Genomic DNA, 19,515 nt, shown 5'->3' on the forward strand with positions numbered 1-19,515 from the left:
CTTCGGTCGGGCGGGCTTGTCGGCGGGTGGCCATAGACTCGGCAGTGCCATGAGTAGCCTCTTTGACGACCTCCCGCTCCCCGGTTTCGAGGCCCCCGCCGCCGGGTCGAAGCAGCCCGCAGCAGCGGCCCCGCCGGCCGAGGAACCCCCGCCGTACGAGGACGACCAGCCGTACGACGCGTACGAGGAGGCGATCCCGGACGGGTTGTTCCAGACCGACCACGCCGCCGAGGCGGAGCGCGACGCCTGGCACCGCAACGGCTCCGCCCGTACGGTCGTCGACCCGGCGCAGCTGCTGGAGGGCATGAACGACCCGCAGCGCGAGGCCGTGCTGCACGCCGGCTCGCCGCTGCTGATCGTCGCCGGCGCCGGCTCCGGCAAGACCCGGGTGCTGACCCACCGCATCGCCTACCTGCTGGGCGCGCGCGGGGTGCAGCCGGGCGAGATCCTGGCGATCACCTTCACCAACAAGGCCGCCGGCGAGATGCGCGAGCGCGTCGAGGCGCTGGTGGGCCCGCGCGCCCGGGCGATGTGGGTGTCGACCTTCCACAGCGCCTGCGTGCGCATCCTGCGCCGCGAGTCCAAGCAGCTGGGCTTCACCTCCAGCTTCTCGATCTACGACTCGGCCGACTCGCAGCGGCTGATGTCGCTGGTCTGCCGAGACCTCGACCTGGACCCGAAGCAGTTCCCGCCGAAGTCCTTCACCGCGAAGGTCAGCAACCTCAAGAACGAGCTGATCGACGAGGAGACCTTCGCCGACCAGGCCGCCAACCCGATGGAGAAGAAGCTCGCCGAGGCGTACGCGCTGTACCAGCGGCGCCTGCGCGAGGCCAACGCGCTGGACTTCGACGACATCATCATGACGACGGTGAACCTGCTCCAGGCCTTCCCCGACGTCGCCGAGCACTACCGGCGCCGGTTCCGGCACATCCTGGTCGACGAGTACCAGGACACCAACCACGCCCAGTACACCCTCGTGCGCGAGCTGACCGGCGGCTCGGTGGCCGACGCCCCCAAGCGCACCGTGGACGGGGACTTCGTGAACCCGGCCGCCGGGCGCCTGTCCGAGGTGCCGCCGGCCGAGCTGTGCGTGGTCGGCGACGCGGACCAGTCGATCTACGCCTTCCGCGGCGCGACGATCCGCAACATCCTCCAGTTCGAGGAGGACTACCCGAACGCGACCACGATCCTGCTGGAGCAGAACTACCGCTCCACGCAGACCATCCTGAGCGCCGCCAACGCCGTCATCGAGCGCAACGCCAACCGCCGCGAGAAGAAGCTGTGGACGGCCGGCGAGCACGGCGAGAAGGTCATCGGCTACGTCGCGGACGACGAGCACGGCGAGGCCCAGTTCATCGCCGACGAGATCGACCGGCTCACCGACAAGGCCGAGGCCAAGCCCGGCGACGTCGCGATCTTCTACCGGACCAACGCCCAGTCCCGCGTCTTCGAGGAGGTGTTCATCCGCGTCGGCCTGCCGTACAAGGTCGTCGGCGGCGTGCGCTTCTACGAGCGCAAGGAGGTCCGGGACGTCCTGGCGTACCTGCGGGTGCTCTCCAACCCGGAGGACACCGTGCCGCTGCGGCGCATCCTCAACGTGCCCAAGCGGGGCATCGGGGAGCGCGCCGAGGCGATGGTCGACGCGCTGGCCGCGCGGGAGCGGATCTCCTTCGCCCAGGCGCTGCTGCGGGTCGACGAGGCGTACGGGATGGCCGCGCGCTCGGCCAACGCCGTCAAGAAGTTCAACGTGCTGATGGCCGGGCTGCGGCAGGTCGTCGAGTCGGGGGCGGGCCCGGCGGCGGTGCTGGAGGCCGTCCTGGAGGAGACGGGGTACCTGGCCGAGCTCCAGTCCTCCACCGACCCGCAGGACGAGACGCGGGTGGAGAACCTCCAGGAGCTCGCCTCCGTCGCCCTGGAGTACGAGCAGGACCCGGGGGAGCGGCCGGACGCGGGCGAGGACGGCGCGCCGCCCGTCGGCTCGCTGGCCGACTTCCTGGAGCGGGTCGCGCTGGTCGCCGACTCCGATCAGATCCCGGACGAGGACGAGGAGGGGCGGGGCGTCATCACGATGATGACCCTGCACACGGCCAAGGGCCTGGAGTTCCCCGTCGTCTTCCTGACCGGCATGGAGGACGGGATCTTCCCGCACATGCGGGCGCTCAACCAGGTCAAGGAGCTGGAGGAGGAGCGCCGGCTCGCGTACGTGGGGCTGACCCGTGCGCGTGAGCGGCTGTACCTGACGCGCTCGGTGCTGCGCAGCGCCTGGGGGCAGCCGGCGTACAACCCGGCCTCGCGGTTCCTGGAGGAGATCCCGGAGACGCTGGTCGAGTGGAAGCGGACGGGGGCCGCGCAGGCGCCCGTGCAGCGGGGCTTCTCCTCGGGCTCGTCCTGGGGCAAGTCCTCGTCCGGGGGCGGGGGTTCGCGCTCCTCCTCGGGCGGCGCGGCGGCCTCGCCGAAGGCCGGGTGGGGGCAGTCGGTGCGGCGCGGCGGGAAGGTCGTGGAGCGCGAGGTCGCCTCGCTGGCCGTCGGCGACCGCGTCACGCACGACACCTTCGGGCTGGGCACGGTGGTGGGCGTCAGCGGCGTCGGCGACAACGCCCAGGCCGAGGTGGACTTCGGCTCGGGCGGGCGCAAGCGGCTCGTCCTGCGCTACGCGCCGGTCGAGAAGCTGTAGTTACCGGGGGTCCAGGCCGTTCTGGAGGAACCACGGCAGCGGGTCGACCGGCCCGCTGCCGTCCGCCGGGCGGATCTCGAAGTGCAGGTGCGGGCCGGTGCTGTTGCCGCTGCTGCCGACGAAGGCGATCACGTCGCCCTGCTTCACCGGTCCCTTGCGGATCTTGTACGCCCGCAGGTGGCACATCCAGGCCTCGGTGCCGTCCGACATCTTGAGTATCGACATGTAGCCGTAGAACGGGTTCCACTGCGTGCGGATGGTGCCGTCCTGCACGGCGTAGACCTCGGAGCCGCCGTCCACCGGGAAGTCGATGCCGGTGTGCTTGCGCATCCAGTGCTCGCCGGAGGCGCCGAACAGCTCGCCCAGGCCGTGCCGGGCGACCGGCATGACCACCTTCGGCGCGGCCGGCTGGGCGGGGGCGGGCTGTGCGGTGGTGTCGACGGCGGGCTGGGCGCCGGCCAGCGGCTTGCGGGCGTCGCCGCGCGAGGCCTGCTCCGGGGCGCCCGTCGCGGCGGCCTGGGCGGCCTTCGCGGCGGCGGTGCGGTCCGGGGCTCCGGCGGCCGAGGCCTGCGCGGGGACGCCTCCGTCCTGCTGCACCACCGTCATCGCCGCGGCCCCCGCCACGCCCAGGGCGGCCACCGAGGGCACGGCGACGCGGAACAGCGCGGCCCGGGTGGCGGCCTTGGCGGCGCCCCGGCGCTGGGCACGGGACTGCTCGCGGGCCGCGACACGCAGCTCCGCACGGGTCGGGCGGGCTGCTTCGGGAGCCATCGGGGGCTGCCTCCTCGGTGAAGCCTCTGGGTGCGTTTTCGGGCGAGGGGAAAACAGCCGTGACTGTAGCCGCAAGGTCGACACCCCGGAAAAATCCCCGCTTGTCAAGAGGTCGTGCGGGTACGCGGGAAGCGCCCTACCCGCCGGTAGCAAGGGCTCTGGGCTGTGATTTCGCCCTCCTCTTGGCGGGCGGCCGGGTCAACCGGGCCGGGTGGCGCTAACCTCCCCTCAGGTTGGTTATCAGCCGTTAACCGCGCCGCTGGCCCACGAGGTCCGGTCGGATGGTGGACGACGAGGTCCAGGAGGCAGTGATGAGTGTGTCGGGGCCGATCCGTGTGGTGGTCGCCAAGCCGGGGCTCGACGGTCACGACCGTGGCGCCAAGGTCATCGCGCGTGCCCTGCGCGACGCCGGTATGGAGGTCATCTACACCGGGCTGCACCAGACGCCCGAGCAGGTCGTCGACACCGCGATCCAGGAGGACGCGGACGGCATCGGGCTGTCGATCCTCTCCGGCGCGCACATGACGCTCTGCGCCCGGGTGCTGGAACTGCTCAAGGAGCGCGACGCGGAGGACATCAAGGTGTTCTGCGGCGGGATCATCCCGGACGAGGACGTCGCCGAGCTGAAGGCGATGGGCGTCGCGGACATCTTCACCCCGGGCACGCCCACCCGGGACGTGGTGGCCTGGGTCGAGGCCAACCTGCGCGTGGGCTGAGGCCCTTCGACGTACGTACGGCAGTGGGCCGGCCCTCCTCGTCGGAAGGCCGGCCCGCTGCCGTCAGTTCTGGGCGCCGAGCTCGGCGAGCATCGCCGCCCGGAAGCGCAGGGTCCCGGCCAGCCGGGAGAAGGTCTCCGCCCAGGCCGAGTCCGGGGCCGCGCCCGCCGCCAACTCCTCGACGGCGGAGGCCGATTCGGGGGCGAGCGCGCGTTCCGTCATGCCGAGCACCCCGCTGTGGCTCCACGGGTACGCGCCGGAGGCGGCGGCCCGGGCCAGGGCCGCCACCACGGCCGTGGACAGCGGCGGCGTCCACGGCGCGGCGCAGGCGCCCAGCAACTGGAAGGCCTCGCCCAGGCCGTGCACCTCGATGAACGCCGCCGTCCACGCGGCCCGCTCCTCGGGCGGCAGGACGGCCAGCAGCTTGGCCGGGGCGCCCGTGGTGCGCGGGGCGCGGGCCCGTCCGGCGCCCCGGGCGGGCGGGGCGGGGGCCGGGCCGAGCAGCGCCCGGGCCCAGCTGGCGTCCTGCTGGCGCACGGCGGCGCGCGCCCAGGCCTCCCGCAGGTCGTCGGCCCAGCTGCTGCTGGTCTCGTCGATGCTGTCGCCCACCCGCAGGGCGAGCAGCCGCTCGGGCGTCAGCCCGGTGCTCTGCGGCCAGGCCGACAGCGGCGCGGCGGCCACCACCTCGCCGAACCACCAGGCCCGTTCGCCGCGCCCGGTGGGGGACTTGGGGGCGATGCCGTCGCGCTGCATGGACGCGTCGCACTCGGCGGGCGGGGTGACCAGCAGGTGGGTGCCGGCCTCGGCGAGGCGGACGGCGGTGCGGGCGCGCTCGGCCATCCGGGCGGCCAGGGCGGAGCCCGGCAGGGTGGAGAGCAGCTCGGCGGCCGTGGCGCGGACGTTCTTGCTGCGGTCGCCGAGGGAGGCCTCCAGGAAGGGCTCGTCGGCGGTGGAGAGGCCGTCCTGGAGGGCGTCCAGGAACAGCAGGCGGTCCTCGGCGCGCTCGGTGGCCCAGGTGGAGCGCAGCAGCTCCAGGCCGGCGGCCGGATCGCGGCGGCGCAGCAGGGTCAGGTGGGTGACGCGCTCCGCGAACAGGCCCTCGTGCCAGGGCTGGTGGTCCTCCACCGGCGCGGCGGGCTCGGCCTGCTCGGTGACGGTGCGCAGCACGAACCGCCAGTCCGGGTTCTGCTCGGCCAGCCAGCGGCCCAGCGGCCCGGCCAGCGCGACGGCGTCGGGGCGCAGTTCGCTGCGGGCCCGGGCGGCGTCGAGCAGCCCGGGTACCAGCGCGGCGGGCGGGCGCAGGCCGCGCGCCCGGGCGGTGGTGAGCCACTGCGGCAGCAGCTCCGCCAGGTTGGCCAGCGTGCCCGCGCTGCCGCCGCCCCGGCCGGTGAGCAGCACGGCGAGCCGGCGGGCGGCCGCGGCGGGCAGTTCCGGGCGGTCGTCCTCGGCCGCGGCCGGGCCGGGCGGCTCGGCGGCGGGCACGGGCAGGGCGCCCGCCCGGCGGCGGACGGCGGCGAGGGCGGCCAGCTCCAGCAGCGTGGTGGCCGGGTCGGAGCCGTCCAGGGCGTCGGCGAGCGGCAGTCCGGTGGCCGGGAGCGGGCGGCGGTCGGTGCCGAGCAGCGCGGTGGTGTGCAGGGTCTCCCACGGGTCCTGGGTGAGGGTCATCTCTGGTGCTCCTAGAGGTTCGTGAGGCCGACCGGGCGGTGGTCGGCGGCCCAGGCCGTGACCGGGGCGAAGCCCTGGTGGCCGTACTCGCCGAAGACGGTCAGCGGGCGGCCGGTGGAGACGGCGGCCAGCCTCCACAGCGCCGCCTCCGGGACGGCCGAGGCGCGGACGGGCACGGTGTGGTGCCCGTCCGTCAGGTGCCAGCCGTCGGGGGCGCGGACGGGGACGACCTCGGAGAGGACGGTGGGCCGGCTCTCCAACCACGGGTCCTCCGCGACGGCCGTGCCGTACCCGGCGACCGCCTCGGCGACCGCCAGCCCGGCGGGCGCCCCGGCCGGGCCGGGCTCGGGCGCGCCGTAGCGGGTGCCGAGCGCGGCGCGCAACGGGTGGGCGCCGGGGTGGAAGGCGAGGTCGGCCTCCAGCAGGTGGCCGGTGGGCAGGGCGAGTTCGGGGGCCTGGCCGGGGCGGCCGAAGGCGAGCAGGAGGGCGTGGCGGCCGGTCTTGGCGCCGCGCAGCCAGAGGCGGCGGGTGGTGAGCCGCTCGTCCGAGCTGTCGCGCGAGCCGAGGACGAGCCAGCGGTCCCGTACGGTCAGGCCGGCGAGCACCTCGGAGGCGTCCAGGGTGTAGCCGACGCGGCTGCGGACGGTGGCGGCCAGCTCCGCCGGGAGCTCGTCCACGCGGGTGGCGGCGGTGGCGAGCAGGTGCAGCATGGCGTACTCCTCCAGCAGCCGCTCCTGCGGCAGTGCGTCCAACTCCCGTACGCGGGTGGCCAGTCCGGGGGCCTGCGCGTCGACCATCCGGGCGGCCACCTCCTCCCAGGGGCCGGCCGTGGCCTGGTCGGCCAGGCCGTGCCGGACGCGGTCGGCCAGGCGCAGCCGCAGCTCGGCGGCCCCGGCCGCGACCCGGGCGCCGCGCCGGGCGGCCCGGCGGCGGGCGGCCTCGGGGTCGGCCGGCTCGGCGGAGGCGCGCTTCTCCGCGGCCTTCTCGGCGCGCTCGGTGCGGGCCTGCAGCCAGTCGGCGGCCCAGTCGGCCGCCTCGGCGGCCTCGGGGACGGCCTCCGGGGTGCCGCTCCACAGCAGGAGCAGTCCGAGGGCGTGCTTGCACGGGAACTTCCGGCTGGGGCAGCTGCACTGGTAGGCGGGCGTGGCCAGCTCGATCACAGTGCGGTACGGCGTGCTGCCGCTGCCCTTGCACTCGCCCCAGAGCGCGGTGCCGTCGGTGCCCGTACCGGACCACGGCGCGGACGAGGAGAGCTTGCCCGCCGCCTTCTGCGACGAGGTGTCAGGGGCCAGGGACAGGACGTGTTCGGTGCTCCAGCGTTCCTCCATGCGACCGACCGTAGGGGGAGCCACTGACAGCCGCGGACAGCCGCCGACGGCCCGCCCGCCCCCGTACGGCGTTGTCAGTGCCGGGGTGCAGGCTGGTTCCCAACAAGCCCCGACGCCCTGTCACCCGGGCATTCCCATGCCCGCCGGCCGACCCGAAGGAGCCCGAGATGACCGACGTTCTGCGGCAGCACGCCGAGGACGCCTTCGCCGGTGAACTGGCCGCGCTGGCCGCCCAGGACGACCGCCCCCGCCCCGCGCGCTGGAGGCTCTCGCCCTGGGCCGTGGCCACGTACCTGCTCGGCGGCGAGCTGCCGGACGGCACCGCGATCAGCCCCAAGTACATCGGCCCGCGCCGCGTCGTCGAGGTCGCCGTCACCACCCTGGCCACCGACCGCGCGCTGCTGCTGCTCGGCGTGCCCGGCACCGCGAAGACCTGGGTGTCCGAGCACCTGGCCGCGGCGATCAGCGGAGACTCCACCCTGCTGGTGCAGGGCACCGCCGGCACGCCCGAGGAGGCCGTCCGCTACGGCTGGAACTACGCCCAGCTGCTCGCCCACGGCCCCAGCCGGGACGCCCTGGTGCCCTCGCCGCTGATGCGGGCGATGGCGGACGGCAAGATCGCCCGCGTCGAGGAGCTGACCCGCATCCCCGCCGACGTGCAGGACAGCCTGATCACCATCCTGTCCGAGAAGACGCTCCCCGTACCGGAGTTGGGCGGCGAGACGCAGGCCGTACGCGGCTTCAACGTGATCGCCACCGCCAACGACCGCGACCGCGGCGTCAATGAGCTCTCCAGCGCGCTGCGCCGCCGCTTCAACACCGTGGTGCTGCCGCTGCCGGGCTCGCTGGACGAGGAGGTCGACATCGTCACCCGCCGGGTCAACCAGCTCGGCCGCTCCCTCGACCTGCCCGAACTGCCGGGCGGCGCCGAGGAGATCAGGCGCGTGGTCACCGTCTTCCGCGAGTTGCGCGCGGGCCTGACCGTGGACGGCCGGACGAAGGTCAAGACGCCGAGCGGCACCCTCTCCACCGCCGAGGCGATCTCCGTGGTCACCAACGGCCTCGCCCTGGCCACCCACTTCGGGGACGGCGTGCTGCGCGCCGGCGACGTCACGGCCGGCATCCTCGGCGCCGTCGTCCGCGACCCGGTCGCCGACCAGGCGGTGTGGCGCGAGTACGTCGAAGGGGTGGTGCGCGAGCGCGACGGCTGGAAGGACTTCTACCGCGCCGCCCGAGAGGTGACGGCATGACGGACGTGGCTCTGCTGGGCATCCGCCACCACGGGCCCGGCTCGGCCCGGGCGGTGGCGGCGGCCCTGGCGCACTGGCGGCCGGACGCGGTGCTGATCGAGGGCCCGCCGGAGGCGGACGCGATCGTCCACCTCGCCGCCGAGAAGGACCTCGTGCCGCCGGTCGCCCTGCTCGCCCACGCGGTGGACGATCCGGCGAAGGCCGCCTTCTGGCCGTACGCCGAGTTCTCCCCGGAGTGGGTGGCGATCCGGTACGGCGTCGAGCACGACCTGCCGGTGCGCTTCATCGACCTGCCCGCCGCGTACGGCTTCGCGGCCTCGTCGGACGACCCTGGCGAGGAGCCCTCCGAGGCGCCCGCCGACCCGCTGGCCCTGCTCGCCGAGGCCGCCGGGCACGACGACCCGGAGCGCTGGTGGGAGGACGTGGTCGAGCACCGCACCCCCGGCGCCGACCCGCTCGCGCCCTTCGCCGCCGTCGCCGAGGCCATGGGCGCCCTGCGCGCCGAGGGCCTCGGCGAGTCCCGCCGCGACCTGCGCCGCGAGGCGCACATGCGCCAGCAGATCCGGGCCGCCCGCCGCTCCGGCTTCGCGCGGATCGCCGTCGTCTGCGGCGCCTTCCACGTCCCCGCGCTGGAGACGATGCCGACCGTCGCCCACGACAGGGCGCTGCTGGCCGAACTGCCGAAGAAGGTGCGGACGGACGTCACCTGGGTCCCGTGGACGCACCGCCGCCTCGCCCAGTCCTCCGGCTACGGCGCCGGCGTCCCCTCGCCCGGCTGGTACCACCACCTGTTCGCCACCGAGGGCGACCCGGTGCCCCGCTGGCTCACCCGGGCCGCCGCACTGCTGCGCGCCGAGGACCACCCCGTCTCCTCCGCCCACGTCATCGAGGCCGTCCGCCTCGCCGAGACCCTCGCCGTGATGCGCGGCCGCCCGCTCGCCGGCCTGACCGAGACGCTGGACGCCGTACGGGCGGTGCTCTGCGACGGCTCCGACCTCGCCCTGGAACTCGTCCGGGACGGCCTGGTCATCGGCGACGCGCTGGGCGAGGTCCCGGACTCCGCACCGGCGGTGCCGCTGCAGCGCGACCTCTCCCGCCTCCAGCGCACCCTGCGGATCAAGCCCGAGGCCGCGCCCAGGGACCTCGACCTCGACCTGCGCAAGGACACCGACGCGGCCCGCTCCCGGCTGCTGCACCGGCTGCGGCTGCTCGGCGTCGACTGGGGCGTGCCCGCCCGCTCCTCCGTCACCTCCACCGGCACCTTCCGCGAGACCTGGCGGCTGTGCTGGCAGCCCGAGTTCGCCGTCCGGATCGCCGAGGCCGCCCAGTGGGGCACCACGGTCGAGGAGGCGGCCGTCAACAAGGCCGTCGGCACCGCCCGCGCGGCCGTCGAACTCGCCGAGCTGACGGGCCTGGTGGAGACCTGCCTGCTGGCGCACCTGTCCGGCGCGCTGCCCGCCGTCATGCGGGTGCTCGCCGACTGCGCCGCGCTGGACACCGACGTCGCCCACCTGGCGGGCGCGCTGCCCGCGCTCGTCCGGGCGCTGCGCTACGGCGACGTGCGCGGTACCGACCACGGCGCCCTCGCCGAGGCCGCCACCGGCCTGGCCGACCGGGTCTGCGTCGGCCTGCCGCCCGCCTGCGTCGGGCTGGACGCCGACAGCGCCGCCGCCATGCGCGCCCGGCTGGACGAGGTGCACGGCGCCATCGGCCTGCTGAGCCCGAACGAGGCGGAGGAGGACGACGGCCTCGCGGACCGCTGGGCCGCCACCCTGCGCTCCCTCGCCCGCCGCGAACCCACCGCCGGCCCGGCCACCGGCGCCCCCGGCCTGCTGCGCGGCCGCGCCGTCCGGCTGCTCCTGGACGACGGCCGCCTCGACTCCGAGGAGGCCGCCCGCCGCCTGCGGCTCGTCCTGTCCGCCGCCAACTCCCCGTCCGACGCGGCCGGTTGGATCGAGGGCTTCCTCACCGGCGGCGGCGCCCTGCTGCTGCACGACCCCCGGCTGCTCGCCCTGCTCGACGAGTGGCTGACGGGCGTCGGCGGCGAGGTCTTCACCGACGTCCTGCCGCTGCTGCGCCGCACCTTCGCCGCCCTGGAGACCGGGGTGCGCACCACCATCGGCTCCCGCGTCGCCGCCGGCCCGCTCGGCGGGGCCCCGGCGGCGCCCGCCGCCTCCGGCGAGCTCGACCGGGCCCGCGCGGACGCCGCCCTGCCCGTCCTGGCCCTGCTGCTCGGGGTCGCCCGCCCGACCGTCCCGCGCCAGGCCGCGGGCCGGGACACCTGAGACCCGAGGAGATGTCGATGACGACCACCACGACCACCGACGACGAACGCCTGCGCCGCTGGCGCCTGGTCCTCGGCGGCGAGGCGGACGGGACCGGCTGCACCCTGCGCGGCCGCGACGCCGCGATGGACGGCGCCCTCGCCGCCCTCTACCGCTCGGGCCCCGGCGAGCCCGGCAGCGGTGGCCGCTCCGGCCGACGCAGCGCCGGGCTCGGCGGCTCGGCCCCGCAGGTCGCCCGCTGGCTGGGCGACATCCGCGAGTACTTCCCGTCCACCGTCGTCCAGTTGATGCAGCAGGACGCGATCTCCCGGCTCGGCCTGGACCGGCTGCTGCTGGAGCCGGAGATGCTGGAGGCCGTCGAGCCCGACGTCCACCTGGTCGGCACCCTGCTCTCGCTCAAGCACGCGCTGCCCGAGACCACCCGGGAGAGCGCCCGCGCCGTCGTCGGCAAGGTCGTCGCCGACCTGGAGCGCCGCCTCGCCGACCGTACGCGGGCCACCCTCGGCGGGGCCCTCGACCGCAGCGCCAAGGTCAACCGCCCCCGGCACCGCGACATCGACTGGGACCGCACCATCCGGGCCAACCTCAAGAACTACCTGCCCGAGCACGGCACCGTCGTGCCCGAGCGGCTGATCGGCTACGCCCGCGCCCAGCGCGCGGTCAAGAAGGACGTCATCCTCTGCATCGACCAGTCCGGCTCGATGGCGCCCTCGGTCGTCCACTCGGCCGTCTTCGGCGCGGTGCTCGCCTCGATGCGGACCCTGGACACGCGGCTGGTCGTCTTCGACACCTCGGTGGTCGACCTCACCGAACAGCTGACCGACCCGGTGGACGTCCTGTTCGCCACCCAGCTCGGCGGCGGCACCGACATCAACCGCGCGCTGGCCTACTGCCAGTCGAAGATCACCCGGCCCTCCGAGACGATCGTCGTCCTGATCAGCGACCTGTACGAGGGCGGCATCCGCGACGGCATGCTCAAGCGGGTCGCCGCGATGAAGGCGGCCGGCGTGCAGTTCATCGCCCTGCTCGCGCTCTCCGACGAGGGCGCCCCCGCGTACGACCACGCCCACGCCGCCGCCCTGGCCTCGCTCGGCGCACCGGCCTTCGCCTGCACCCCGGACGCCTTCCCGGAGATCATGGCGGCCGCGATCGAGAAGCGGCCGATCCCGCAGCCGCACTAGGAGGGGCCCGACGACGGGCGGTGATCGTTCACCCCCACGTGCTAATTCACCCGATCGGTGGACAAGGCGTCCATCACGCGCTTCCACCCCGGCTGTGACGGTTCTCACCCACAACGGGAAGGCCCCGGGCGGAACACGCCCGTCCCACGGGGATAACCTGCCAGACGGACGTGACGCGCGTGTTGATTGACGTGTGCGCCCGTGGCTGTGTGGGCCGCAAGGCCGTACCTCTGCGTACCCGCACAAGCCCCGACGACCCGCAGCGAAGATCCTGCCGTGGCACGCTCGTAGAGACACAATCCGCGACCACGAACAAGGACAAACACGTGGACCTGTTCGAGTACCAGGCGAGGGACCTCTTCGCCAAGCACGGCGTGCCCGTGCTTGACGGCGATGTCATCGAGACCGCCGCAGACGCTGCCGCCATCGCGGAGCGCTTCGGCGGCCGCGCCGTCGTCAAGGCTCAGGTGAAGGTGGGTGGCCGAGGCAAGGCCGGTGGCGTGAAGCTCGCCGCCGACCCGGCCGACGCCGTGGCCAAGGCCGAGCAGATCCTCGGCATGGACATCAAGGGCCACACCGTTCACAAGGTGATGCTCGCCCAGACCGCCGACATCAAGGACGAGTACTACGTCTCGTTCCTGCTCGACCGCACCAACCGCACCTTCCTGGCCATGGCCAGCGTCGAGGGCGGCGTGGAGATCGAGGTCGTCGCCGAGGAGAACCCCGACGCGCTCGCCAAGATCCCGGTCGACGCCAACGAGGGCTGCACCCCGGAGAAGGCCGCCGAGATCGTCGCCGCGGCGAAGTTCCCGGCCGAGATCGCCGACCAGGTCGCCGATGTCCTGCAGAAGCTGTGGACCGTCTTCATCAAGGAGGACGCCCTCCTCGTCGAGGTCAACCCGCTGATCAAGTCCGGCGAGGGCAAGATCATCGCGCTCGACGGCAAGGTCTCCCTGGACGAGAACGCCGAGTTCCGCCAGCCGGAGCACGAGGCGCTCGAGGACAAGGCCGCGGCCAACCCGCTCGAGGCGGCCGCCAAGGCCAAGGGCCTGAACTACGTCAAGCTCGAGGGCCAGGTCGGCATCATCGGCAACGGCGCGGGCCTCGTCATGAGCACCCTCGACGTGGTCGCGTACGCCGGTGAGAACCACGGCGGCGTCAAGCCCGCCAACTTCCTCGACATCGGCGGCGGCGCCTCGGCCGAGGTCATGGCGAACGGCCTGGAGATCATCCTGGGCGACCCCGACGTCAAGTCGGTCTTCGTCAACGTCTTCGGCGGCATCACCGCGTGCGACGCGGTCGCCAACGGCATCGTGCAGGCCCTGGAGCTCCTCGCGAGCAAGGGCGAGAACGTCACGAAGCCGCTCGTCGTCCGCCTGGACGGCAACAACGCGGAGCTGGGTCGCAAGATCCTCGACGACGCCAACCACCCGCTGGTCCAGCGCGTGGACACCATGGACGGCGCCGCTGACCGCGCCGCCGAGCTGGCCAACAAGTAAGGAAGGGACTCAACACCATGGCTATCTTCCTTACCAAGGACAGCAAGGTCATCGTCCAGGGCATGACCGGCTCCGAGGGCATGAAGCACACCCGCCGCATGCTCGCCTCCGGCACCCAGATCGTCGGCGGTGTCAACCCGCGCAAGGCCGGCACCACCGTTGACGTCGACGGCACCGAGGTGCCCGTCTTCGGCTCCGTCGCCGAGGCGATGAAGGAGACCGGCGCCGACGTCTCCGTCCTCTTCGTGCCGCCGGCCTTCACCAAGGCCGCCGTCATCGAGGCCATCGACGCCGAGATCCCGCTGGCGATCGTCATCACCGAGGGCGTCCCGGTGCACGACACCGCCGCCTTCTGGGCCTACGCCGGCTCCAAGGGCAACAAGACCCGGATCATCGGCCCGAACTGCCCCGGCCTGATCAGCCCCGGCCAGTCGAACGCGGGCATCATCCCGGCCGACATCACCAGCTCCGGCAAGATCGGCCTGGTCTCGAAGTCGGGCACCCTGACCTACCAGCTCATGTACGAGCTGCGCGACATCGGCTTCTCCTCGGCCGTGGGCATCGGCGGTGACCCGGTCATCGGGACCACCCACATCGACGCCCTCAAGGCCTTCCAGGAGGACCCGGAGACCGAGGTCATCGTCATGATCGGCGAGATCGGCGGCGACGCCGAGGAGCGTGCCGCGGCCTACATCGCCGAGCACGTCACCAAGCCGGTCGTCGGCTACGTCGCGGGCTTCACCGCCCCCGAGGGCAAGACCATGGGCCACGCCGGCGCCATCGTCTCCGGCTCCTCGGGCACCGCCCAGGCCAAGAAGGAGGCCCTCGAGGCCGCCGGTGTCAAGGTCGGCAAGACGCCGTCCGAGACCGCCCGCCTGGCGCGCGAGATCATCGCCGGCTGACCCTCCCCAGCCGCGCACCGAGCGCCCCCGCCCCTCCCGAGGGGGCGGGGGCGCTCGCGTCTCACCGCCCGGACGGCCCGTGGGTGCACGGCCGCGCCACCAGAAGCGGGCAGGCCGCAGGGCCCGCCGCCGGGGGCGGGGCACCCCGGCCCACCTGCGGCGCCGTGCCCCAGCGCCCCGCCTGCGCCTTCGCCGTCGGCTCCACCACCACCGCCTCCAGCCCCGGAGCCGGGCTGCACCACAGGCTCCGTACGCCGATCGGCTCGCCGCCCGGCAGCACCGGCACCCCCGGCTCCTCCACCTCCGCGCCCGGCGCCGCCACGCACATCGACGGGGCCGGCGGGTCCGGCGGCCGCATCAGCACCGCCGGGCGCATCCCCGCGAGCGTCGCCAGCGTCGCCCCGCCCACCGCCACCGTCAGCAGCGCCGCCGCGCCCGTCCGGCTCGCCGTCCACAACCGGTGGCGCGCCCGCAGCACCGGCACCGCCGCCCGGTGCGGCTGCGGGCAGCCGCGCACCGCCGCCCGGTGCAGCAGCCCGCTCAGCCCGTCCGCGAACCCCGGCGCCCCCGGATCCGGGCCCACCAGATCCGGCACCCACCCCGCCAGCGCCTCCCGCGCCGACCACACCCGCGCCTCCGCCGCCGCCCGCGTCGACTCCACCTCCCGCGCGACGGCCTCGGCCGGCAGCCCCAACCCGTCGTGCAGCACCAGCGCGCGGCGCTGCGGGCGGGACAGCCGCTTCAGCGCCTTCAGCAGCGCCCGGTCCCGGTCCGTCAGCCGGTCGTGGTCCGGCAGTACGGCCTGGGTCTCGTCCGCCGGCCGCACCCGGATCCGCCGCCGCGGCCACGACCACACGTGCGCCCGCCTCGGCCCGCCCCGGTGCCACGGCGACAACGCCAACTCGCTCGCCCGCGCCCGCACCCACCCCTCCGGGTCCCCCGACACCCCCACCCACTCCCACCCCCGCCGCGCCTCCCCGAACGCCAGCCGCACACAGTGCACGGCGCGGTGACGGCAGGCGGTCAGCAGGAACACCTGCTGCACGAGGCGGGTGTGGGCGCCCTCGTAGAGCAGGTCGAAGCCCCCGGTTCCTACGACGTGCACCTCCTGCGCGGCGGCGGGCTCCCCGCCGCCGCGCTCACGCAGAGCCCCGGACGTTCCCCTCACGGCGGCTGCCACCTCGCTGCCCTCCTCGGCGCCGGGCTTCCTGCTGGTCGGCTTCGCTCTGCTGCTCGCGGCCCGCTCGCCACGGGCCGCCGCAGCGGGCTTTCCCCGGGCGGCCCGTCCGCCGGGGGGCTCCGTCTCGGCGTGGCCTGCCGCGGCGGAGGCGATCTCCGACGGCCGGTCGCTCAGCCCCTGGGCAGCGCTGGGCCTCCCTCCGGCCTGCCCACGCCGCTCCCGCGTGGCGTCGGTGGCCCCCTCGGACGCCCGGGCCGGAGCGCGGCCCACCACACCCTCCCCGGCTGTCGTCGTCCTGCCGCCGAGCCTTCGCCCGACGTCGGGCTTCTTGGCGGCCTGCTTCGCATCGCCGCCGTTGGCCCGGCGGCCCCGAGCCTCCTTCCTGCCGGACTCCGCAGCGGCTGCCTCCCTGGCGGACCGGCTGCCGTTCAGCTTCTCCACGGCAGGCTTCTCGTCGCCTCGCTTCGCGGCTGCGGTGTCCGGCGCGGCGGCCGGGCTGTCTGCCCGCCTGCCGCGTGTGCTCGCCGTGTCGGGCACTCCGTCGGAGAGGCCGTCGTGCTGTCCCGCCCCGCCCTCGCGAGTCGTGGCGGCCTGGTGGCCCTGAGCCTTCGCACCGGCCTCGCGCTGGTTCTGCGTCAGCGCGGCCGATGCGTCTCCGTGGCGCGGGCTCCCGGTGTCGGCCGACTGCGGCGCCGTGTCGGCGGACACGGCGCCACGCCGCGCCGACGAGGCGTCGGCGGGCTGACTGCCGCGCGTCTGCTCGGAGCCGTCGCCGCGTTGCGGGGCCCCCGCATCGAGCGAGTTGCCACCCCGCGCCTTCGCCCAGGCCCCGTGCGGCACGTGCGCCGTGTCACCGACTTCTGCGCCTGGGCTGGTGTTGTGCGTCGGCAGCGGCCCTGCGGGTGCTGCGTGGGAGGCCTCGTCGCCACGTCGGCCCGCTGGGCCATTGGCAGGTGTGGCGTCGGGCCGGGCTTTCGCCGCCGGGTCGCCGGGCCGCGTGGCGGCGCGGCCGCCACGGGGCCGACCCGCCGTGTCGCCGGGCTTCTTCGCCACAGTGCTGTTCCGCGACGCCTCGTCGGCCGCCTGCGGGGCAGTCGGCCGACGAAGCTCGTCCGCAGCCGCAGCCGCAGCCGCAGCCTCCGCCGACGATCCGTTGCGGCCGGGAACCGCCTGCCCGCCGTGCTGTTCGTGTGCTCGGTCGGCCCACGTGCTCGCCGGGTTGGCGGATGTGTCGCGGGCGTTTGCGCTCGGGCGGTCGTTGCGCGCCGACAGTGGCCCGGCGGGCGAGGCGTCAGGATGCGCCGCAGCGGTGCCGGGTTGGTTCGCCATCCCGTCGGCAGGTGCGGCGCCGGGCCGCGTGGCGGCGCGGCCGCCACGCGGCTCGGGTGTGGGCCCGCCCGCCGTGGTGCTGATCCGCGCTGCCTCGTCGGCCACGGCCTCTGCGTCCGCCCGCCCGGCGTCGCGGGTCAGGGCGATGGCGGCGGCCTCCGTGGGGGCGCCGAGTTTGCGCATGGCGCGGTGGAGGTAGCTGCGGGCGGTGGTCGGGGTCACGCCGAGGGTGGCGGCGATGTGGTCGAGGTCGTGGCCGGCGGAGAGGTGGGCGAGGGTCTGGGCCTCACGGGGGGTCAGCTTTCGCAGCAGGTGGGCGAGCTCGCGCTCGCGGGGGCGCCGCTTCGGGGTGGGGTGAGGGGTGGGTGGCGTGGTCATCAGACGCTCCGGGCCGGGACGCCGGCGGCTTGGGGGCAGGGTCTGAAAATGCGCATAAGCCAATAATCTGGGACACGGCGGCGGTTTGCCGCTTCACGGAGCATGGCGAGTCGCCTTGGCACCATGAGGCGCATGACGCAGCTGACGGGTCGTCCGATCATGGGGGTGCCGGGCGAACTGGGCGGACGCCCGGTGCCCGCCGACCTGTTGACGGGGGTGCGGACGGCGCTGGTCGGCCTCGCGGCGGTCGGAGTGCCCGTTCTCGGGCTCTGGGTGATCACCCCTTACGCGGACGACGGCGCCGCCGGTGCCACCCGTCTGGCGGCGGCCCTGTGGCTGCTGGGCCACGGCGCGCCGGTGCTCCGAGGCCCCTCGGAGGCGCCGTTGTCGGTGACGCCCCTGCTGCTGGGCGTGCTCGCGGTGGTGCGTCTGTACCGCGCGGGCGCCGCGTTGGAGCGGCGGCGCGGGCTGCGCTCGCGGTGGGGCGGGCCGGTGGCGCTCTGGTCGGGGTACTGCGCGGTGGCGGTCGGCGTGGCGCTGCACTGCGCGGGGGCCGGGCTGTTCCGCAGCCGGCTGCTGCTGGACGTGCCGGTGGTGGCCGTGGTCGCGGGGGCGGCGGTCGCCGCGGGCGTGCGCTCGGCGGACCGGGACGCCCGCGCCCACCCCGTCCTCGACGCGCTGTTCGACCGCCTGCCCCCGCCGTACCGCCCGGTCGGCGGCGCGGCGGCGGTGCGGGCCGCCGCGCTGGCGGCCGGGGCCGGGCTGGTGGCGGCGGGCGGGGTGCTGGTGGCGGTGTCGGCGGTGCTCGCGGCGGCGGCCGGGGGAGGCCGGGGCGCGGCGCTGCTGGGCGGCGGCCCGGCGGCGGTGGCGGGGCTGGTGCTGCTCGCGGTGGCGCTGCTGCCGAACGCGGTGGTGTGGGGCGCGGCGTACGCGCTGGGCACGGGGTTCGCGGTGGGGAGCGGTACGGCGGTGGCCCCGGCGGGTACGGCCCTGGGCCCGCTGCCGGAGTTCCCGCTGCTGGCCCTGCTGCCGGCCGAGGGGCCCGGGGGCTGGCGGTGGGCGGCGCTGCTGCTGCCGGTGCTGGCGGGGGTGGTGCCGACGCTGCTGCTGGGGCGGGCGGCGCTGCGCGCCGAGGAGCCCTGGCCGCCCGCCGCGACGGCGGTCGCGGGGCTGGCGGCGGCGCTGCTGACGGGGGCGGGTGCGGCGGCGCTGGGCTGGCTGTCGGGCGGTGCGCTGGCGGCCGAGCGGATGGCCCGGCTGGGGCCGGTGCCCTGGTGGACGGGCCTGGCGGCCGCGGGCTGGGTCGCGCTGACGGCCGTGCCGGGGGTGCTGCTGGTCCGCCACCTGGCCCAGGGGGCGCCGGACCTCGCGGGGCTCGCACGCCGGAGCGCGCTCAGGCTGCGCGCCGGTGCGTACGCTGCCGTCCTACGCCTGTCCGGCCACCGCGCGCCCGTCGACCGAACCGACGGAGCCGACGGAGCCGACGGAGCCGACCGAACGGACCGAGCCGATGTCGGCTGAGCGGCGGGCGGCTACTCGGCGTTGCCCGTGAAGTCCACGTACCACTTCGGCGCGTACCGGTCGCAGTTCTGGGCGCCGACGGAGGTCAGGGAGTCCTTCACACAGGTCGCGTACTCGTTGTAGTAGAGCCCGAGCCCGATCACCGAGGTCGTGACCACGACCGTCATCGCGCCCGTCAGGATGCCCGCGAGCGCGGCCGGGGTCAGCGGGTTCGGCGCCGGCGCCTCGTACGGCGTGCCGCCGGTGCGGCCGTCCGCCGGCTTGGGGGAGCGCAGCGCACTGACGCCCCAGACGATGCCGAGCAGGCCGACGAGCAGGGCGGCCCAGTGGAAGCCCAGGAACAGGCAGACCAGTGCGAGCGGCCCGGCGAGGGCGGCGTTGCGGGCGCGGCGGTGGGCGGGGTTGGCCGGGTCGAGGCGGGGCGGCTGCGGGGCCGGGGGCCGCTGGCCGGGGCGGCCGTCGCCGAGGCCGGCGCCCCACGGCGGCGGGAACGGCGGACGCTCACCGGAGCCGGAGCCGGAGCCGAAACCCGAGCCGGAATCCGAGCCCGAGCCGGAACCCGTCCCGCCCTCGCCGGACGGGCCCTGGACGCCGCCCTCGCCGGGCCGGGGACCGCGCGGCTGCCACGGCTGGTCCGGGGCATCCGCCGGCGGCGGCGCGAAGGGGTTGCGCTCGCCGGTGTCGTCGCCGCTGCTCATGGTTCGGCCATTCCTTCTGGGTCGGTGGCTCGGTCCGTCGGTCGGCCGGAGCGTCGCCCCGACGCCCTCTATGATCCCGCAGCCGTTCACCGCTCCACCGGCGACCCGTCCCCCCGCGGCCGGGGGCGCCGCCGCGCG

13 protein-coding genes are annotated in these 19,515 nt (G+C 75.4%); 8 read left to right on the forward strand and 5 right to left on the reverse strand.

Features of this window, described 5'->3' with window-relative positions:
• Positions 1 to 49 precede the first annotated feature (49 nt).
• Entirely contained in the window at positions 50 to 2,674 is a 2,625-nt protein-coding gene (gene pcrA / locus ACIRRS_RS15645; RefSeq protein ID WP_402970389.1) for a DNA helicase PcrA, read from the forward strand.
• Here the strand turns inward: pcrA and ACIRRS_RS15650 are convergent, their stop codons facing one another.
• Positions 2,675 to 3,445: a M23 family metallopeptidase gene (locus ACIRRS_RS15650; protein WP_402970392.1), complete on the reverse strand. Its 771-nt coding sequence runs from the start codon at positions 3,443 to 3,445 to the stop codon at positions 2,675 to 2,677.
• 311 nt (positions 3,446 to 3,756) lie between these two features.
• Here ACIRRS_RS15650 and ACIRRS_RS15655 point away from each other — a divergent pair, with 311 nt between their 5' ends.
• A complete protein-coding gene (locus tag ACIRRS_RS15655; RefSeq protein WP_402970394.1) occupies positions 3,757 to 4,161 on the forward strand; it encodes a cobalamin B12-binding domain-containing protein in 405 nt (134 codons plus the stop codon).
• A 63-nt stretch (positions 4,162 to 4,224) separates the two neighbouring features.
• On the opposite strand, the gene ACIRRS_RS15660 is transcribed toward ACIRRS_RS15655, so the two are convergent.
• Both ACIRRS_RS15660 and ACIRRS_RS15665 read right to left on the reverse strand, forming a co-directional pair.
• Complete coding sequence (locus tag ACIRRS_RS15660; RefSeq protein WP_402970397.1) at positions 4,225 to 5,826, reverse strand: DUF5691 domain-containing protein; 1,602 nt, start codon at positions 5,824 to 5,826, stop codon at positions 4,225 to 4,227.
• A gap of 11 nt (positions 5,827 to 5,837) precedes the next feature.
• A complete protein-coding gene (locus tag ACIRRS_RS15665) occupies positions 5,838 to 7,154 on the reverse strand; it encodes an SWIM zinc finger family protein (RefSeq protein WP_402970400.1) in 1,317 nt (438 codons plus the stop codon).
• 167 nt (positions 7,155 to 7,321) lie between these two features.
• Here ACIRRS_RS15665 and ACIRRS_RS15670 point away from each other — a divergent pair, with 167 nt between their 5' ends.
• From ACIRRS_RS15670 to sucD, 5 genes are all read left to right on the forward strand, one after another.
• A complete protein-coding gene (locus tag ACIRRS_RS15670) occupies positions 7,322 to 8,404 on the forward strand; it encodes an AAA family ATPase (protein WP_402970403.1) in 1,083 nt (360 codons plus the stop codon).
• Positions 8,401 to 10,689 (forward strand): DUF5682 family protein, encoded by a 2,289-nt coding sequence (locus tag ACIRRS_RS15675; RefSeq protein WP_402970406.1) that lies wholly within the window; start codon positions 8,401 to 8,403, stop codon positions 10,687 to 10,689. The genes ACIRRS_RS15670 and ACIRRS_RS15675 overlap by 4 nt, the downstream gene beginning before the upstream one ends.
• A 17-nt stretch (positions 10,690 to 10,706) precedes the next feature.
• Positions 10,707 to 11,870, forward strand: coding sequence for a VWA domain-containing protein (locus tag ACIRRS_RS15680; RefSeq protein ID WP_402970409.1), 1,164 nt, complete (start codon positions 10,707 to 10,709; stop codon positions 11,868 to 11,870).
• Between the two features lie 326 nt (positions 11,871 to 12,196).
• Positions 12,197 to 13,369 carry an ADP-forming succinate--CoA ligase subunit beta gene (sucC, locus tag ACIRRS_RS15685; RefSeq protein ID WP_402970411.1) on the forward strand — a complete coding sequence of 391 codons (1,173 nt, stop codon included), beginning with the start codon at positions 12,197 to 12,199 and terminating at the stop codon, positions 13,367 to 13,369.
• A gap of 17 nt (positions 13,370 to 13,386) precedes the next feature.
• Positions 13,387 to 14,271: a succinate--CoA ligase subunit alpha gene (gene sucD / locus ACIRRS_RS15690; protein WP_402970414.1), complete on the forward strand. Its 885-nt coding sequence runs from the start codon at positions 13,387 to 13,389 to the stop codon at positions 14,269 to 14,271.
• Positions 14,272 to 14,332: 61 nt separating this feature from the next.
• Here sucD and ACIRRS_RS15695 read toward each other — a convergent pair whose 3' ends face one another.
• Positions 14,333 to 17,158 carry a sigma factor-like helix-turn-helix DNA-binding protein gene (locus tag ACIRRS_RS15695; protein WP_402970417.1) on the reverse strand — a complete coding sequence of 942 codons (2,826 nt, stop codon included), beginning with the start codon at positions 17,156 to 17,158 and terminating at the stop codon, positions 14,333 to 14,335.
• 132 nt (positions 17,159 to 17,290) lie between these two features.
• Between ACIRRS_RS15695 and ACIRRS_RS15700 the strand changes: the two genes are divergently transcribed.
• On the forward strand, positions 17,291 to 18,679 hold the full coding sequence (locus tag ACIRRS_RS15700; RefSeq protein ID WP_402970420.1) for a DUF6350 family protein: 1,389 nt from the start codon (positions 17,291 to 17,293) through the stop codon (positions 18,677 to 18,679).
• Between the two features lie 11 nt (positions 18,680 to 18,690).
• Here ACIRRS_RS15700 and ACIRRS_RS15705 read toward each other — a convergent pair whose 3' ends face one another.
• On the reverse strand, positions 18,691 to 19,377 hold the full coding sequence (locus ACIRRS_RS15705; protein WP_402970422.1) for a hypothetical protein: 687 nt from the start codon (positions 19,375 to 19,377) through the stop codon (positions 18,691 to 18,693).
• Between the last annotated feature and the right edge of the window lie 138 nt (positions 19,378 to 19,515).

This window comes from Kitasatospora sp. NPDC101183, from assembly GCF_044767945.1.
Classification (GTDB): domain Bacteria; phylum Actinomycetota; class Actinomycetes; order Streptomycetales; family Streptomycetaceae; genus Kitasatospora.

Coding starts and splice junctions, on each gene's coding strand:
- pcrA (WP_402970389.1), top strand. CDS start 50: ATGAGTAGCCTCTTTGACGACCTCCCGCTCCCCGGTTTCGAGGCCCCC.
- ACIRRS_RS15650 (WP_402970392.1), bottom strand. CDS start 3,445: ATGGCTCCCGAAGCAGCCCGCCCGACCCGTGCGGAGCTGCGTGTCGCG.
- ACIRRS_RS15655 (WP_402970394.1), top strand. CDS start 3,757: ATGAGTGTGTCGGGGCCGATCCGTGTGGTGGTCGCCAAGCCGGGGCTC.
- ACIRRS_RS15660 (WP_402970397.1), bottom strand. CDS start 5,826: ATGACCCTCACCCAGGACCCGTGGGAGACCCTGCACACCACCGCGCTG.
- ACIRRS_RS15665 (WP_402970400.1), bottom strand. CDS start 7,154: ATGGAGGAACGCTGGAGCACCGAACACGTCCTGTCCCTGGCCCCTGAC.
- ACIRRS_RS15670 (WP_402970403.1), top strand. CDS start 7,322: ATGACCGACGTTCTGCGGCAGCACGCCGAGGACGCCTTCGCCGGTGAA.
- ACIRRS_RS15675 (WP_402970406.1), top strand. CDS start 8,401: ATGACGGACGTGGCTCTGCTGGGCATCCGCCACCACGGGCCCGGCTCG.
- ACIRRS_RS15680 (WP_402970409.1), top strand. CDS start 10,707: ATGACGACCACCACGACCACCGACGACGAACGCCTGCGCCGCTGGCGC.
- sucD (WP_402970414.1), top strand. CDS start 13,387: ATGGCTATCTTCCTTACCAAGGACAGCAAGGTCATCGTCCAGGGCATG.
- ACIRRS_RS15695 (WP_402970417.1), bottom strand. CDS start 17,158: ATGACCACGCCACCCACCCCTCACCCCACCCCGAAGCGGCGCCCCCGC.
- ACIRRS_RS15700 (WP_402970420.1), top strand. CDS start 17,291: ATGACGCAGCTGACGGGTCGTCCGATCATGGGGGTGCCGGGCGAACTG.
- ACIRRS_RS15705 (WP_402970422.1), bottom strand. CDS start 19,377: ATGAGCAGCGGCGACGACACCGGCGAGCGCAACCCCTTCGCGCCGCCG.